19 protein-coding genes are annotated in these 15,888 nt (G+C 42.0%); 9 read left to right on the top strand and 10 right to left on the bottom strand.

Going from position 1 to position 15,888, the window contains the following annotated elements:
- Window positions 1-38: 38 nt before the first annotated feature.
- Window positions 39-542 carry a GNAT family N-acetyltransferase gene (locus tag U2718_RS02510; RefSeq protein ID WP_341994758.1) on the bottom strand — a complete coding sequence of 168 codons (504 nt, stop codon included), beginning with the start codon at window positions 540-542 and terminating at the stop codon, window positions 39-41.
- Between the two features lie 152 nt (window positions 543-694).
- On the opposite strand from U2718_RS02510, the gene U2718_RS02515 reads away from it, so the two are divergent.
- Window positions 695-1,600 (top strand): alpha/beta hydrolase, encoded by a 906-nt coding sequence (locus U2718_RS02515; protein WP_341994759.1) that lies wholly within the window; start codon window positions 695-697, stop codon window positions 1,598-1,600.
- An 11-nt stretch (window positions 1,601-1,611) separates the two neighbouring features.
- On the opposite strand, the gene U2718_RS02520 is transcribed toward U2718_RS02515, so the two are convergent.
- From U2718_RS02520 to U2718_RS02535, 4 genes are all read right to left on the bottom strand, one after another.
- Window positions 1,612-3,228 carry an ATP-binding protein gene (locus U2718_RS02520; protein WP_341994760.1) on the bottom strand — a complete coding sequence of 539 codons (1,617 nt, stop codon included), beginning with the start codon at window positions 3,226-3,228 and terminating at the stop codon, window positions 1,612-1,614.
- A gap of 54 nt (window positions 3,229-3,282) precedes the next feature.
- Complete coding sequence (locus U2718_RS02525; protein WP_341994762.1) at window positions 3,283-3,888, bottom strand: chemotaxis protein CheC; 606 nt, start codon at window positions 3,886-3,888, stop codon at window positions 3,283-3,285.
- Between the two features lie 7 nt (window positions 3,889-3,895).
- Window positions 3,896-4,261, bottom strand: coding sequence for a PleD family two-component system response regulator (locus U2718_RS02530; RefSeq protein WP_341994765.1), 366 nt, complete (start codon window positions 4,259-4,261; stop codon window positions 3,896-3,898).
- A gap of 209 nt (window positions 4,262-4,470) precedes the next feature.
- Entirely contained in the window at window positions 4,471-4,722 is a 252-nt protein-coding gene (locus tag U2718_RS02535) for a hypothetical protein (protein ID WP_341994767.1), read from the bottom strand.
- A gap of 137 nt (window positions 4,723-4,859) precedes the next feature.
- Here U2718_RS02535 and U2718_RS02540 point away from each other — a divergent pair, with 137 nt between their 5' ends.
- From U2718_RS02540 to U2718_RS02560, 5 genes are all read left to right on the top strand, one after another.
- A complete protein-coding gene (locus U2718_RS02540; RefSeq protein ID WP_341994768.1) occupies window positions 4,860-7,055 on the top strand; it encodes a chemotaxis protein CheA in 2,196 nt (731 codons plus the stop codon).
- Complete coding sequence (locus tag U2718_RS02545) at window positions 7,048-7,521, top strand: chemotaxis protein CheW (protein WP_341994770.1); 474 nt, start codon at window positions 7,048-7,050, stop codon at window positions 7,519-7,521. The genes U2718_RS02540 and U2718_RS02545 overlap by 8 nt, the downstream gene beginning before the upstream one ends.
- Before the next feature lie 35 nt (window positions 7,522-7,556).
- Complete coding sequence (locus tag U2718_RS02550) at window positions 7,557-8,861, top strand: HAMP domain-containing methyl-accepting chemotaxis protein (protein WP_341994772.1); 1,305 nt, start codon at window positions 7,557-7,559, stop codon at window positions 8,859-8,861.
- A 154-nt stretch (window positions 8,862-9,015) separates the two neighbouring features.
- Window positions 9,016-10,080, top strand: a complete 1,065-nt coding sequence (locus tag U2718_RS02555) for a chemotaxis response regulator protein-glutamate methylesterase (protein ID WP_341994774.1) — start codon at window positions 9,016-9,018, stop codon at window positions 10,078-10,080.
- 8 nt (window positions 10,081-10,088) lie between these two features.
- Entirely contained in the window at window positions 10,089-10,928 is an 840-nt protein-coding gene (locus tag U2718_RS02560) for a protein-glutamate O-methyltransferase CheR (protein ID WP_341994776.1), read from the top strand.
- A gap of 1 nt (window position 10,929) precedes the next feature.
- Here the strand turns inward: U2718_RS02560 and U2718_RS02565 are convergent, their stop codons facing one another.
- The 3 genes from U2718_RS02565 to U2718_RS02575 all read right to left on the bottom strand — a co-directional run bounded on the left by U2718_RS02565 (window position 10,930) and on the right by U2718_RS02575 (window position 13,371).
- Window positions 10,930-11,874, bottom strand: a complete 945-nt coding sequence (locus tag U2718_RS02565) for a pentapeptide repeat-containing protein (RefSeq protein WP_341994777.1) — start codon at window positions 11,872-11,874, stop codon at window positions 10,930-10,932.
- A gap of 59 nt (window positions 11,875-11,933) precedes the next feature.
- Window positions 11,934-12,299, bottom strand: coding sequence for a Rieske (2Fe-2S) protein (locus tag U2718_RS02570; RefSeq protein ID WP_341994779.1), 366 nt, complete (start codon window positions 12,297-12,299; stop codon window positions 11,934-11,936).
- A gap of 388 nt (window positions 12,300-12,687) precedes the next feature.
- Window positions 12,688-13,371: a Dps family protein gene (locus U2718_RS02575; RefSeq protein WP_341994781.1), complete on the bottom strand. Its 684-nt coding sequence runs from the start codon at window positions 13,369-13,371 to the stop codon at window positions 12,688-12,690.
- A 318-nt stretch (window positions 13,372-13,689) separates the two neighbouring features.
- Between U2718_RS02575 and U2718_RS02580 the strand changes: the two genes are divergently transcribed.
- The 3 genes from U2718_RS02580 (at window position 13,690) to U2718_RS02590 (ending at window position 15,170) form a co-directional block, all read left to right on the top strand.
- A complete protein-coding gene (locus U2718_RS02580; protein ID WP_341994783.1) occupies window positions 13,690-13,980 on the top strand; it encodes a Uma2 family endonuclease in 291 nt (96 codons plus the stop codon).
- A gap of 221 nt (window positions 13,981-14,201) precedes the next feature.
- Window positions 14,202-14,399 (top strand): hypothetical protein, encoded by a 198-nt coding sequence (locus U2718_RS02585; RefSeq protein WP_341994785.1) that lies wholly within the window; start codon window positions 14,202-14,204, stop codon window positions 14,397-14,399.
- Window positions 14,400-14,783: 384 nt separating this feature from the next.
- Window positions 14,784-15,170: an endonuclease domain-containing protein gene (locus U2718_RS02590; RefSeq protein ID WP_341995119.1), complete on the top strand. Its 387-nt coding sequence runs from the start codon at window positions 14,784-14,786 to the stop codon at window positions 15,168-15,170.
- Between the two features lie 40 nt (window positions 15,171-15,210).
- On the opposite strand, the gene U2718_RS02595 is transcribed toward U2718_RS02590, so the two are convergent.
- Window positions 15,211-15,462, bottom strand: a complete 252-nt coding sequence (locus tag U2718_RS02595; protein ID WP_341995120.1) for a type II toxin-antitoxin system HicB family antitoxin — start codon at window positions 15,460-15,462, stop codon at window positions 15,211-15,213.
- A 220-nt stretch (window positions 15,463-15,682) separates the two neighbouring features.
- On the bottom strand, window positions 15,683-15,880 hold the full coding sequence (locus U2718_RS02600) for a type II toxin-antitoxin system Phd/YefM family antitoxin (protein WP_341994787.1): 198 nt from the start codon (window positions 15,878-15,880) through the stop codon (window positions 15,683-15,685).
- Between the last annotated feature and the right edge of the window lie 8 nt (window positions 15,881-15,888).

Here is a 15,888-nt window from a genome sequence, read left to right on the forward strand (position 1 = left end):
AGATTTCAGGGGGTTGTGGTTAGAAATGGCGATCGCTCTTATTTGGATAGGTTTGAGTTGAGCGAGATATCTCTGTTCAAGATTAAAAATCGTTGGCGATCCGAAGCCTTTACAAACTCATTGACAATCTCAAAACCAACCTTCTGCCACGCCCGCAACGCCCGCTGATTGAACGCGGCGATCGTCACTCGTAGCTGACTCGCCTGGAAGTTTTGCCGAGCAAAAACTATTACCGCTTGAATAATTTGAGTACCTTGTCCCTGCCCTGTTAGATCTGGGCGCAATTCCATGCCCACATCCAACGCCTCCTGACTGTAATCTCCTCCTGGAACCTGCGCGTCTTTTCCAAAACAACAATATCCAATTACAGCCCGGTTTTCATCCCAAATAGTATGGTAACGGTTTTCTGGATTCAGCAACGTTGCAAGAGTAGACTCCAGTTTCTCAGGATCTAAGTTGTAGAAGTCATAAGGCGGTTCGTAGCACCAGGTGAGGATATGCCGAGCCGTTTGTTCGTCAATGATATGAAAAGCGAGTTTCATGTCTATGCTGCATCACACTTAATTGAAGCTGATTTTATTTCTTCACTTAACAAATGTGGGATGCAACTTGAGAATGATGCACTGGCATTGTTTTCACAAGCAGGATCGAAATGATAGACCTATAGTTAATTGTCCGTATAAGGGTTTAACTTATGTTTGTGCCACCAGGCTTTAGCCAAAATTCTGTGATGACTAAGCTAGGCAGAATGGTTTACTATACTGCCGATGAAAAGCCTTGGGTAGATTCGGATGTCTCAAAATCGAGCGATCGCAAGTTAGTTTTTCTGCACGCCTTTGGTGGTGGTTCGTCTGCCTATGAATGGTCGAAGGTTTACCCGGCTTTTGCTCCAGATTATCAAGTTCTGGCACCAGATTTGATTGGTTGGGGACACTCGGATCACCCAGCCCACAACTATCAAATTGAAGACTACATTACAACCATTATTGAGTTTATCGAAAATACCTACAGCATTCCGACTGTGGTGATCGCTTCGGGATTAACAGCGGCTTTTACTATTCGTGCCGCGATCGCTCGTCCTGATTTATTCAAGTCTTTGATTTTAGTTACACCAGCAGCTCTTGAGGAATTTGGCGAAGACTACAAAAATAGCTTTTCTGCTCAAATCATCAAAATCCCGATGCTGGATCGTCTACTATATATGACTGGAATTTCCACAAGCTTTGGCATTCGCAGTTTTCTCGAACAACGGCAGTTTGCCCGTCCAGAAAGAGTTTATCCCGAAATTGTCGAAGCATACCTGCAATCTGCCCAACAGTTTAATGCTGAGTATGCTGCTCTGGCTTTTGTCCGGGGAGATTTATCCTTTGATTTGTCCAGATACATTCCTCAATTGACCATTCCTACTGCTATCATCTGGGGGCAAAAGTCAAAGTATACTGGGCCTGATGTCGGGCGTCGTTTCACCGAAATTAACCCTAGAGCGATTCGGATTTTTCTACATTTAGATGATGTAGGTTTTACTCCCCAATTAGAACTGCCTGCTGTGACAATAGGGCTGATTCGGAAGTTTTTACCTTTACTTGAGCAACCCACGTAAATTTAGAAAATTCAGCTTTTAATTAGTGCTGCAATTGTAGTTACCAGTTTATAAGGATCGGCTGGTTTAGAAATATGTTGTTGAAATCCGGCGGCAAAAACCTGTTTTTGTGTTGTCTCGGCGGCATAAGCAGTTAAGGCGATCGCAGGAATTTGCCCACCCTGATTGGCTGGCATAGCTCGTAGTTTTCGGATCAAGGCATAACCATCAACATCTGGCATACCTAGATCGCTCAACAGCAAATCTGGTTTTGACTGCGCAATTAAAGCGAGTGCATCATTGGCTGATTCTGCCGCTGTGACGATCGCCCCCTGCTGTTCTAATAGAAAGGCAAGAAACTCGCGTGTGTCAGCATCATCGTCCACCACTAATATCCGAATACCCTCTAAGGGAGTAGAGAGCATAGAGAACGGATAGAAATCCTCACTAAAGTTACTATCTCTTTTTGCTAACTTCTGACTTTGTTTATACACTGGAAGACAAACTGTAAATGTTGCGCCTTGTCCTTCTCCTGGACTTTCTGCCCAAACTGTACCACCATGCAACTCAACAAGCTGGCGCACAATTGCCAAACCTAATCCTAGTCCACCCGCTCTGCGAGTTATGCCACTATCTGCCTGCCGGAAATACTCAAACACGTGTGGCAAAAAGTCGGGACTAATGCCGTTACCTGTGTCCTTAACTCGGATTTGTACCTGAGAGTCAATCTGTTCTAAGTAAGCTTCAACCTTTCCACCGGGGGGTGTAAATTTAACAGCGTTTGAGAGCAAATTCCAAACTATTTGTTGAAGACGGCTACTATCACCTTTTACCCTGCCTACATTTGTATCCAAATAAAGATTAATTTGAATTGATTTTGCTTCTGCTGCCAATCGGACTGTTTCTAGGGCCGCTTCAATACTAACAGCAAGATTAACGATTTCTAAATTCAGTCCTAGTTTACCCCGGAGAATGCGGGAGATATCCAACAAATCCTCAATTAATTGAACCTGGAGTTCAGCATTTCGTTCGATGGTTTCAATTGCGCGAGCGGTAACTACTTCGTTCAATAAACGTTTTCTCAGTAGCTTTGCCCAACCTAAAATTGGATTGAGAGGGGAACGAAGTTCGTGAGAAACTATCGCCAGAAATTCGTCTTTGATACGGTTTGCTGTCTCAGCCGCTTCTTTAGCTCGTTGGCGTTCTTCTGCTACAGCTAATGCCTGATCTCGTAAGTTCTTATATTCCTGAACTCGCAATGTTAAATCAGTAACATCTTGAATTGAGAAAAGAGCATAAAAACTGTCTGCATTCAATGCAGGCACAGCAGTTACTGTTGTGTGCTGGATACGATATTTACCTGCTGCTAACGGTACAGGAATAACATATTTATGTAGTTGAGAAGAAAAGATTGTGGGAGGCCCACCTTCAAAAATTTGATGTAGGCGGCTAGCGTAACGAGGTTGATTCAGATGAGGAAAATAATCATCAATCGAGGCTCCTAAAATCTGATTTCTAGGAATTTTTGTCCATTCTTCTAAACTACAGTTCCAGAATAAAACGGTGCGATCGCAATTTAGAACAAAAGCTCCTAAAGGAATTTGATCTAAAAGGCTGAATTTTTCCTGAACTTGCTCAATTTCGTTCATTTGGTCAGACCGTTTTTAATTTTTCTACAGCAATTTTTGCTGGAACTTTTCTTATCATATTACTCCCATCTGCTCGTTAATAGCATTGATCAATGCATCGAATGTGCCTACCTCGAAGACTAAAATTATATCTCCGATAATTTCTAACTGTTGAATAGTAAAGCGTGCTTGGGCAAGTAAAATCTTAGAGTTGCTCACATTAGCTGACAACAATAAGTTATCAATTGTATCTTCTAAATAAACAGGCAATGTATAGTTCATATGCTGCTTTAGCACATTACTGATTGAACCCATCACTCCATTGATCACAATATTACCAATTTCGCTCAGAGTTCCAATTTTAACTTCATCTAAATCGGGTGAGCCTGCTTCTTCACCAGTCAAGAGTGCAATTAATGTTGAGGCGCTTTCTGTCGGGAAAATTAAGCCAGCATTACCATAAAAAGAGCCAGTAAAACCTAGTTTTACAGTTGCTAAACTATCATCATGAAATCGTGTTCTTAATTCTTGATAAGCATCTAAGGCAGTTAATACTTTCACCGATGGAATTTCGAGATTGATATGAGAGTCTACCATCTCATTAAGTAGGCTTGCTGCTCGACCGACACCAATATTAATTAATTCTTGTAGCGCATCTAATTGGTCTGTTGTCACATTCATGGCAACTTTATTCCTTGGAATTAATAACTTGCTGAACTGCCTCTCGCAATTCATGCTCTTTCGGCGGTTTATTAATAAAGTTTGCTGCTCCCAAATTATAACTTTGAGCGCGAGAGCCATCTTGAATATCAGCTGAGATAATGATTGTGGGAATTTTTAATCCTTCGTCTTGGAGAGCCTGAAGGAATTCAAACCCATTCATATCAGGCATTAACAGATCTGCTAACACACAGTTAGGTTTATAGTTGTGAACTATTTCTAATCCCTCGCGCCCATTAGTTGCTTCTAGAATTTCATAGCCATCGCCTTGTAGAAACTTACGGATCATTCGGCGAGAAAAGGCTGCATCATCGATAATCAGTACCAATGCCATCAGCTTTATCCTTTGATTTTTTACTTTATAGTTATTGACTTTAAATTAGTTATTTTACTTCTTAAATAGTTAAAATTTATTCTAATTTAAATCACATCTAAATTTTCATAAATCGCATTTAAAAAAGGTAGTGATGCTGCAACTATAATGCTAAATTTAGAAATAATTGCTAAAATCAAGCTTTTTCCAGAATGTGTTTGGATAACTTTCTAGTTTAAGCTTGCCTTACGAAGCCAATGCAAAATTGTGGTGTGGTGAATATCAGTGACTCGCTCAATTTCGCGCAAGCTCATGCCGTTAGTATGCATTCTTAGGCAAAGTTGCTTAACATCATCTGAGTAGCGCCAAGGTTGATAAGATTCGAGAAACTGACGATTACATTGTTTACATTTGTAACATTGTCTACCTTTACGATGACCATTTTTAAATGTCTGAATGGAATGGCAATAAAGACATTGCATTTGTGTTTATCATGAGGATAAACATTATCTTTTCAGCATTAAGTCATGGAAACATCTTTCTTGAGAGATACATTTGTTCAGTCTAAAATCAGGTTAGTATTAACACAAAAGATATATATTTTGAGTCTAGCAACGCAATGGAGTCAGCAGAAATTGACGATGATATAGAGGCATTTCTAGTTGAGAGTTATGAAAATCTAGATCAAATAGAACAAGACATTATCGACTTAGAAAAAGCATCTACTCATGAACAAGCACTAAATCGCATTTATCGCTCACTCCATACATTGAAAGGAAACTGTGGCTTTTTGCCATTTCCGAAGTTGGAATCGCTTGCCCATGCCGGAGAGAGTTTGCTAAGTAGTTTGCGTGATGGTACAAAGCACCCGTCTGATGGCGATCGCAAGCTAGCAGTGACACCTGAAATCGTCACTACCTTATTGCAAACAGTAGATACTATCCGGCAGATTTTGTCTGAAATTAAAGCTACAAGAAGTGAGGGTGATAAAGATTATTCTGCACTGATCGAGAGTTTGACTAAATTACAACAGACTGAACAGGAAGTAAGAGTCTGTCGATCGCCTTTGCCTGTTGTTAATACTCAAGTACAACAGATTAATAACCAGTTACCAGAACCTTCAACCTTAATTACCTCAGAATCTTCTCATATTAGAGTTAATGTTGCTTTATTAGATCAGATGATGAACCTGGTGGGTGAACTGGTTTTAGCCCGTAACCAGGTAATGGAATTTAGTACAAAGTTTAAGGATCATAGCTTTGTTAATATTTGCCAGCGCCTGAACCTAATTACAGCCCAGTTGCAGGAAGGAGTGATGAAAACTCGACTGCAACCCATTAGTACTATTTGGCAAAAATTCCCTCGCGTGATTCGCGATTTGGCGATCGCCTCTAATAAACAAGTTGAAGTGGAAATGGAGGGAGAAGATACTGAATTAGATAAAAGTATTATTGAAGCTATTAAAGATCCCCTAACTCATTTAATCCGCAACTGTATCGATCATGGCATTGAATTACCAGCCGAGCGGACAGCTTGTGGTAAATCAATCTCAGGCAGGCTATTCCTCAAAGCTTTTCATGAAAGCGGCAAAGTCAATATTGAAATTAGCGATGATGGGCGTGGTTTAGATCCAGATCGTCTCAAAGCGCGAGCGCAGCAACTTGGTTTAATGAGTGCTGCCCAAGTGGTGGCAATGAGCGAATTGGCAGCGATCAACTTAATTTTTTTACCTGGCTTTTCTACCGCTAAACAGGTGACTAACCTTTCAGGGCGGGGAGTAGGGATGGATATTGTTAAGGGCAATATTGAGAAAATTAACGGCAGTATTGAAATTTACAGCCAGCAGGGGCAAGGAACAACATTTAAAATTAGGATTCCGCTCACGTTGACAATTATTCCAGCATTAATTGTTACTAGTGGAGACGATCGCTATGCCATTCCCCAAACGAGTTTGCAAGAGCTAGTGCGCTTAGAAGCACAAGCACTCAATCGCATTGAAATGCTTTACGACGTACCCGTGTATCGGTTGCGGGGTAAAGTTGTGCCATTGGTTTACCTCAATCAACAGTTGCAGATCCAAAATAATGTCACCAACTCCCAAACCCTGAGTCTGGTAATTGTTCAAGCAGATAATTGTCAATTTGGACTGGTTGTAGAAGGAATTGAAGACATCCAAGACATTGTCGTTAAACCTCTGGGCAAGCAGTTGAAGACACTATCTGTATTTGCAGGAGCTACAATTCTCGGCGATGGTGCGGTGGCATTAATTATTGATATTGTCGGTTTAGCAAACCATGCTGGCATCACTGCAAAACAAAAGCAACTAGCAACTGACACCGCCGCAAATACCCAAGCTCAAGCAAGCGATCGCCAAATGATTTTACTATTTCAGGGGCCACAAGGCACACGCATGGGCATTCCAGCAGCGATCGCCTTACGGCTCGAAGAAATTCCTCGTGCTGCTGTGGAGCGAGTAGGTGATGGGTATGTGATGCAATCTTACGGTAAGATTTTGCCGTTGATCGATTTGCACAGAGTATTTTCTCATCAGCATCATCCTCATAATGATGCTTTTGGAGCGGCACAAAAGCTGTCGATAGTGATTGTCTCTGTTCACTCAGAATTAATTATGGGGCTAGTAGTTGATCGCATTCTCGACATTGTGGAAGAGTCAATAACAGTAAAAGGAACTTCATCTAGAGCAGGTGTCCTTTTCTGTGCTGTAATTCAAGATCAAATTACAGAAATTCTTGACATTGAAACCGTGATTCGGATTGCCAACCCTTATTTGCTGCAAGTAGCTGCTCATGGCTAAACGACAATTTTGTACTTTTTTTCTGGGCGGAATTTACTTTGGCATCGATGTGCAGCACGTTCAAGAAGTAATTCGCCCCCAAACCATAACTCGTGTGCCTTTGGCACCACCCGATATTTGTGGATTAATTAACTTGCGTGGACAAATTTTAGCTGTAATCGATTTGCAGCAGCGATTAGAGATTGGCAACTCGGCAATAAAATCAACCACGAACCTTGGAGATGAACCAACGGGATTTAATATCGTTGTATGTTCTAACGATGAAACAGTTAGTTTACTCGTCGATGATGTTGGAGACGTCTTAGAGTTTACAGAGAGCACCTTTCAACTGCCACCTGCCACGTTAAAAGGTAGAATGCGTCAAATGTTAGCTGGAGCTTACCCACTTAAAGAGGGATTTCTGCTAGTTCTAGACACTGAAAAAATTTTAGACGTTAATTTGAAATCAGAAAATAAAGAACACTGATCAACTGCTAACTGATAACTTAGGAGCGCTTTGCAATGGCTACATCTCGAACTGGGAAAACAGCTAACTCTAAATCTACGTTAGAAAACAATGCAGATCCACTAGAAAATAGTGACAGCACTACACAAGTGCAGCTGCAACCTTTACTAGCAGCAATGAAAGCAGCAAGAAATGGTGATTTTACTGTTCGTTTACCAGTTGAAAACGATGGGTTGGGTGAAATTGCTACGGTTTTTAACGAATGGGTGAGTTTGAATCAAAGTTTTGCTAACGAAGTTAATAACTTTGCTGCCAAGATTGGTGCGGAAGGAAAACTTGGTTCTCAAGCCGTTGTCAAAGGAATTAGAGGTTCTTGGAAAGAATTACTCGACAACTTAAACCGGATGTCTTCACAACTCTCACAGCAGATCCAAAGTGTAAATGAAGTCACGCTCGCCGTTGCTCAGGGAAATTTGTCGAAGCACATCGAGGCAGGCAATGCTGGAGAGTTTAAGCAACTCACAGAGAATGCCAATCAGATGATTAGTAATCTGAAATCTTCCATTAGACAAATGGCAGAGGTGGCGACGGCAGTTGCGTCTTCTTCAGAAGAACTAACCGCAGTTAGCAAAGAAATGACAGACAATGCCAAACAAACAGCAGCACAGGCAACCTCCGCATCTGCTTCGGCAGAACAGGTGAATCAGAATACTAGTACAGTTGTCACTGCGGTGGAAGAGATGAACGCCAGCATACGAGAAATTGCAAAAACAGTCGCCCAAGGCGCAAAAGTGGCGACTGAGGCAGTTACAACCGCCGATCGCACCAACAAAACCATTGACAAACTCGGTCAAAGTAGTGTTGAAATAGGCAAAGTGATTAAGGTGATTACCTCGATCGCAGGGCAAACAAACTTGCTCGCACTCAATGCCACAATTGAGGCAGCAAGAGCAGGAGATGCAGGTAGGGGATTTGCCGTAGTTGCTAACGAGGTGAAGGAATTAGCTAAACAAACAGCAAATGCAACCGAAGATATTAGCCAACGAATAGAAGCAATTCAGACTGATACAAAAAGTGCTATTCAAGCAATTACTCAAATTACTGACATTATCAACCAAATTAACGATCTGCAAAGTACGATCGCTAGCGCGATTGAAGAACAAACAGCAACTACGAATGAAATTGCTCGAAATATTGCTGAAGCGGCTAAAGGAACGTCAGGCATCGCCAAAAATATCGGGATTGTAGCACTTAATGCTCAAAGTACGACAACTGGAGCCAGTAATACATCCCAAGCAGCCACAGAGCTAGCCCGGATGGCAGCGGATTTGCAGAAAGTCGTCAATAAATTTAAATATTAAAAAGAAGGCAGAAGGAAGGAGAGAGGGAGAGTGGGAGAGTGGGAGAGTGGGAGAAATATCCTCTCCGTGTCCCCGCGTCCGTTCGTCCCCGCGTCCATTTCCTAGCCCCTGTTCCCCGTTCCCTATTTTGAGGTGAGATTAATTTTTTATAAATATGCCAAGAATCCGGGTACTTGTTGTAGATGATGCGGTGGTGGTTCGCAGTCGAGTCAGTAAGATTCTGTCTTGCGATCCAGAATTGGAGGTGGTAGGAGTTGCTGCCAGCGGTTCTATTGCTCTTGCCAAGATTCCTCATCTCAATCCCGATGTTGTCCTCCTCGATGTCGAAATGCCGGAAATGAACGGTTTAGAAACCCTTGCTGCGCTCCGCAAAATTTATCCACACTTGGCGGTGATTATGTTTAGCACTTCGACGCACACAGGGGCGATCGCCACACTCGAAGCTCTATCTTTGGGTGCTTCAGATTATGCAACAAAACCGAATAATCTAGGGAGTGTAGAAGCAACAAACCAATATATACGCGAAAACTTGATTCCAAAAATCAAGGTACTTGGTGCAAGAACTACTTCATTTCCAAAGCCAACTACGATTACCCATCAAGTTTTTACTCCCGTACCTACCAGGAGAAAGCAAGTAGATATTGTTGCAATAGGGGTTTCTACCGGGGGGCCTAATGCCCTTGCTACAATTCTTCCTGAACTGCCCGCCGATTTACCGGTTCCAATCCTGATTGTGCAACATATGCCCGTAATGTTTACCAAACTATTAGCTGAACGATTATCTGCTAAATGTCAAATTCCAGTAGATGAAGCAGTTTCCGGAGTAGCTATAAAACCCGGACACGCCTGGATTGCACCGGGAAATTTTCACATGATCGTGCAACGAGATGGAACAAAAGTTCGACTTGCTACCCACCAGGAACCTCCGGAAAATTCCTGTCGCCCTTCTGTAGATGTTCTGTTGCGATCAGTTGCCCAAGTGTATGGTGCTGGTGCGATCGCAGTCATACTCACGGGAATGGGGCAAGATGGATTGCATGGCTGCCAATACATCCGCGAGGCAGGTGGACAGGTGCTTGCCCAAGACGAAGCTAGTAGTGTGGTGTGGGGAATGCCTGGTTTTGTAGTTAATACCGGACTTGCTGATCAAGTTGTTGGGCTTGAGCAAATGGCAGGTGAAATTATACGTCGAATCTTTTCTAAGCAAGTTTCTATTTAAGGTCTGTAATGAAGCAGGCTACAGATGTCAGCTTTACTGATTTTAACTATCTTCGTCAATTAGTTCACGAGCATTCAGCCGTTGTATTGTATGCCGATAAAACTTATTTGGCAGAGTTACATTTACAGCCAATTGCAGAATCAACAGGATTTGCTTCTATTACTGATTTGATTACTCATCTGCGAACTCAGCCTTTTAGTAGTCTTCACGTTCAGGTGATTGAGGCACTAGTTACTAATGAAACATCATTCTTCCGTGATATTTACCCCTTTGAAGCACTGAAACGATTTGTATTACCGGAGCTAGTAAAAATACGAGCTATTGAGCGATCGCTAAATATTTGGTGTGCTGCTTGCTCCAATGGACAAGAACCTTACAGCATCGCCATGTTGATTCGCGAACATTTTCCCATGCTTGCTAGTTGGTCTGTACGGCTAATTGCTAGCGACTTTTCTAACAAAGTATTAACCCGTGCGCGTCAGGGAAGTTATAACCAGCTTGAAATTCAGCGTGGGCTACCTAAACCTCTGCGCGATCGCTACTTTCAAAAGCGAGAAGGCAACTGGCAAATTAAGGACGAAATCCGCCAGATGGTTGAGTTTCATCAAATTAATCTTATGCAATCTTGGTTATCTCTGCCTCAAATAGATGTTATCTTTTTACGTAATGCTTTAATTTATTTTGATCTGACAACCAAAAAAGATTTACTGAAAAAAGTAAAGCAGCAATTAAGACCAAATGGCTACTTGTTTCTCGGTAGTGGTGAAACGACCATTAGCCTTGATGATTCATTTGAGCGAGTTCAATTAGACAAAAGTACTTGTTATCGATTACACAATAAAACTTAACTCAAAAGTAGACTGCTCCATTGGGCATTGTTACCCAATTTAGATCTAAGTTATTCATCTTGACTTGATCCAGTTTTGCCTCAGCTAAGTCAGCGCCACGCAGAATCGCTGAATCCAGATTTGTATCTGTAAAAATTGCCCGGCGTAGGTATGCCCCACTGAAGTTAACGCCATCTAAACGCGCCCAACTCAGATCCGCCTCAGTTAAATTTGCCTTAATCAGCTCTGCCCGTTCCAAGTTTGCTCCACGCAACCCAGTCAAAATCAATTTTGCTTCAATTAAGTTTGCTCTGTGCAAATTTGCTCCAGTTAAATTTGCTCCACTTAGGTTCACCCGACTAAGGTTTGCTCCACTCAAATTAGCACCCTCTAAGTTAACTCTACTTAAGTCTGCCTCTGCGAAGTTTGCTTTAGTCAAATTTGCCAACCCTAAATTTGCTCCACGCAAGTCAGCCAAAATCAGTTTCGCCTCTATCAAAGTCGCTCGACAAAGATTTGCCTCAGTTAACTTTGTCTGGCTCAGGTTTGCTTTACTTAACTTTGCCCCCTTTAAGTTTGCTTGACTCAAGTTTGCCCCAATCAGATTTGCGTCATCCAAATTTGCCCTACTCAGATTAGCTTGAGACAAGATAGCTTTCTCTAACGTTGCTCTCCACAAAATAACTCCGTTTAGATCTGCATTAGTTAGATTTGCTTTATATAAGTCTGCCCCAACCAAGTGAGACTCATTTAGATGTGTTCCATTGAGGTTAGCTTGCTGTAAAACTACTCCATTTAGATCTGCCCCGACTAAGTTTGCTCCACTTAAATCTACTTCACACAAGATAGCCTTTTTCAGAACTACCCCACTCAGATCTACTTCTCGTAGCTGTGCTCCACGCAAATCTGCTGTGTGAAAATCCCTTTCTCCAACAGCATAGCGCCTCAGAAGATCTTGGGCATCCATATGATTTGCCTCTCAATGCTACCTCTGGGCTGTTAGGCTTCCACCTGATCGGCTATTTCTTAGCATAGCTCACAGCTTTCTGACACACTCACTTGCACTTTTCCATCCACTATTCGCACAGGATAGGTACGCAGGGAAGAAATTTGCTCTCGTAGTTTGGGGAGAGCATTGAGCGGATAGATGCGTTTAGGGTAGAGATTCTCTCCCGTGCGGATGTCATACTGAAAATGATGCCAAGGGCAATCCAGTACTCCTTGCCAAACCTTAGCTCCTGCTAGTGGCAAATTTTGGTGTCCGCACAGACCTTGTAAGGCGTGGAATTCACCTAAATTGTTTACAAGCAAAATCATACAAGTCCCTACCTGTAACATCCGTGTCTGCCCTGACGGAATCTCTTCTACCCTTGCCACTGTTATATAACACACTGCCTATTACTCCAACCTGAGTACTCCTGTATGTCAAGTTTCTTTCTCAGAAGAAGATAGAGGGAATAGGAGCTAGGGGCTAGGGCGTGTTTTCAAACTATTTCGTTTAGCCTCTTAATTTTTTAGATCCCCCTAAATTCCCCTTAAAAAGGAGGACTTTGATTCTATTTCCCCTCTTGACAAGGGGAGCCAGCGCCGTGGTGGGCGACTGGCGTGGGTTAGGGGAAGCGTTAGACTTTGAAAACACCCTCTAGGGGCTAGAAAGAGGAGTGGGAGAGAGGGAGAATGGGAGAAATATCCTCTCCGTGTCCCCGCGTCCATTTCCTAGCCCCTGTTCCCTATTCCCTGTTCCCTGTCTCTACAAATGAATTTAATTTTGCCCAACTACTTATTTGCCATTATGACCGTTAGGCACAACCAAGAACCGGGAGGTGTAGGGGGATTCACCTGGCACGCCTCGACGGAAGTGTCCTGATGGTCCCTCACCGAGAAACTCGCTAAACCAAGCTTCATGCTCTATTTCTTCATTCAAGATCGCTAGAGACAATTCATAGGTACGATGATCTTTACCAAAAGTCATATTGCAAATATCGGTATAAACCCTGATTGCACAACGCTCGGCTTCTACCAATACCTGCAACATTGGCCTGATATTACCTTGTTCTACTCCCTGCTTGACCTCAGAGATTGCTTGCTTTGCCTCCTCAGTTCCACCACTGGTAAAGCCAACCCGTGCTGATGTACTTTCATTACCATTACCGCGATCGCGTTCTGGCAGGTAAGCATCAGGACAGGCTGCTACATTGGAAAAGTCGCGAATGTCTCGTGGTAGTTCGCCACCTAACTCATAAATACGCGGAACCAAAGCCTCGAAGTGGTTGCGATCCTCCAGTCGAGCATCCTCAATAATTTCTTTCAATCCCTCACCTTCAAAGCCAATGGCATTGGCTCGCAAGATTGTGTAATAGTAGTATGTTGTAAATTCTGCTGCTGCCGCCCGGACAAGCTTTTCTACCAGTTCCTTCACATCAATTCCGGATTGCTCCACCATCTGCTGTGCAACTTTAGCCATGGTGAACCTCCTTATTTTTTCAAAGTCGATTTTTAAACTAAACCACTACGCAGTAAATATCATTCCCGTCACCGCTTCTATCCACACACTGTTCTCCTAACAGTAACAATTTGGGTGAACCGCAGGTTACATAGAAAAACATCTGCTGTAGTTGGGCAACATTAGGTCAATTACCTTCTCCATCGTGTTGCCTACTTTAATTTTGTAAGAATCAACCAGAAAGTATCATCAGATTTTATAAATATTCATAGTCGATATGAGTATGTTTTACAAGAGATCTTAAAGAAAGTTGTAGAGTCTACCGTTTCAGCAAGAGGGTTGAGAGCCTTTCTTCATGCTCTGCCTCTAGTAATTATTTTTGCTGTAACTCTATTTGCGACACTTAAAAGGATTTTAGCCACAGGTTTAGATACCACGACTTTTCGTAAAACTGGAGTTCAAGACTGTCAGCCTGATGTGGCATACTATCTTAGAGAAGGCGCTCAAACTATCGCAACTGGTACAGGGATTGTCAACCTCGATCACTACCCTGCACCAGATTTAGTGATTGAGATTGCTAAAACATCTCTGCTTGATGACTTAGGTACAAAGCGATCGCCAGCTTTTTGAGTGGACTGCTGATGGCTGAAGTCAAGAATTAGGGGTGTAAGGGGATAAGGGTATAGGGGTGTAAGGGAACCCCATAAATAAATTTAGGGGCTTGAAACAAGGACGCCGTATTTCTCGTACTACGTATCTCGAAATACATCTTCTTTTCTTCTCCATGCTTAAAAGCAGGGGCTTGTATCCTTTTCTTCGGGGCTAATCGCTTTACACCCCTACAACGCCACATGCTTTATGCCGGGAAACCCGTCCACCGCAGTGGCTCCCCTGCACCCCTACACCCGCCCCGAAGGGGGTTGGTCAGTACGGCAAATATCAAGAAATTGCCTGGATTGGCGATCGCAATTTTAGAGGAAGCTTTACGTCACAGTCGGGAAATGAGTCAATCTGAGGTTGGAACTTGGTTATTGAGCCAGTTTCAGTAAAATGAGGGTTGAGCGTTGATTAATTGGAGAGTGAGGGTGCGATCGCACTTCTCAATCATAGTTCTGAGACTACACAAAATTAGCCACTTCCACACAACGTTCAATAGCCAAGCTGAAATTGTTTCATATTACGAATTTTAGAGCTTCAAGCGATCGCCTTTTACCAAAACTAACTCTACATAAATGATGAGTTCGGAATACTATACAGAGTTTTTAATTGTATATATGGGTACCCTATTGGAGAATCTATTATACCAAATTGGCGTAGGGGGTCTTGTTTCAAAATTCTGGACTAGCCTATTAATCAATGGTTTTAATCCAAAATCCACGCATTGGTATAATACCCCCTTTTTAAGGGGGCAGGGGGGATCAAAACTAAAAACTATGATGAATAACCTCAATAGTAGCAATTTCCATTTACCCTACAATCCAAAGCTTGTGGAAAGAGCGAAAGAACTTCGCAAAAACATGACTCCAGCAGAACAAAAACTTTGGTATGGATATCTGAGAAATTTTCAATTTCGGGTTTTAAGACAACGACCGATTAATCATTTCATCGTTGATTTCTACTGTCCTACTTTAAAATTAGTGATAGAGATTGATGGGAATAGCCATTTTACAGATGAAGCTCAAGCTTATGACATAGAGAGAACAAATATTTTGGAAGGCTATGGTTTAAAGATTATTAGGTTTACAAATACCCAAGTTTTAAATCAATTTGATAGTGTGTGTGAGCAGATACGGGTTTTGATCCCCCCTAACCCCCCTTAAAAAGGGGGGAAACTGAATTGTAGAGACTCAGGCGATCGCACTATTTATCGCAATTCGTTTTCATAGTTCTTTGGCTGGTATTTGCAACTTCCATTTCAATATCTTCAAGCAAAGAACGTCGTTGCTCTGTGTATTCTTCTTGAATCATTTCAAAAACATGAATTAATTCGACACGAGCCTCATCAGATGTTTGCCCCCAAGCATGGCAACCAGGAATCGCTGGAATGTAGGCAACAAAAGTGCCATTGTCATCAGGATGGATAACGATAGTGTAGTCTTGTAGGGAGTTCATGAGCATAACCCGAAGTGTGGGTAACATTTTAATTTTAGAGCTTCAGGCAATCGCGCTCTTGAATTTACTTCAGCTACATCAGTAACAGGAACTTATGCAGAAACTTTATTGATACTCTGTCAAAATTTGCTTGATTATATTTTGATAATGAGTTAACTTATCCATTAAATAATCTTCTCTGTCTGTAATAAATAATCAATAGTAACACTCAATATAAAAATTAGGATATTAACGTTTTTTTGACATCAGACAAAGATATTGATGAACTATCTTTTTCTGCTTGTTTCGCTTCTCTCAAATCTCTTAAATCTTCTAGATCTTGTAGCAGATCTTGAATCTTCAAAAATTCTTCATAAGGCAAAACAGCAAATTCTTTTTGACCGTTTTTTGTTAAAAACTCAGGATGTAATTCAATCATTTTTTTCA

The organism is Chlorogloeopsis sp. ULAP02, assembly GCF_038404745.2.
Taxonomy (GTDB): domain Bacteria; phylum Cyanobacteriota; class Cyanobacteriia; order Cyanobacteriales; family Nostocaceae; genus Chlorogloeopsis.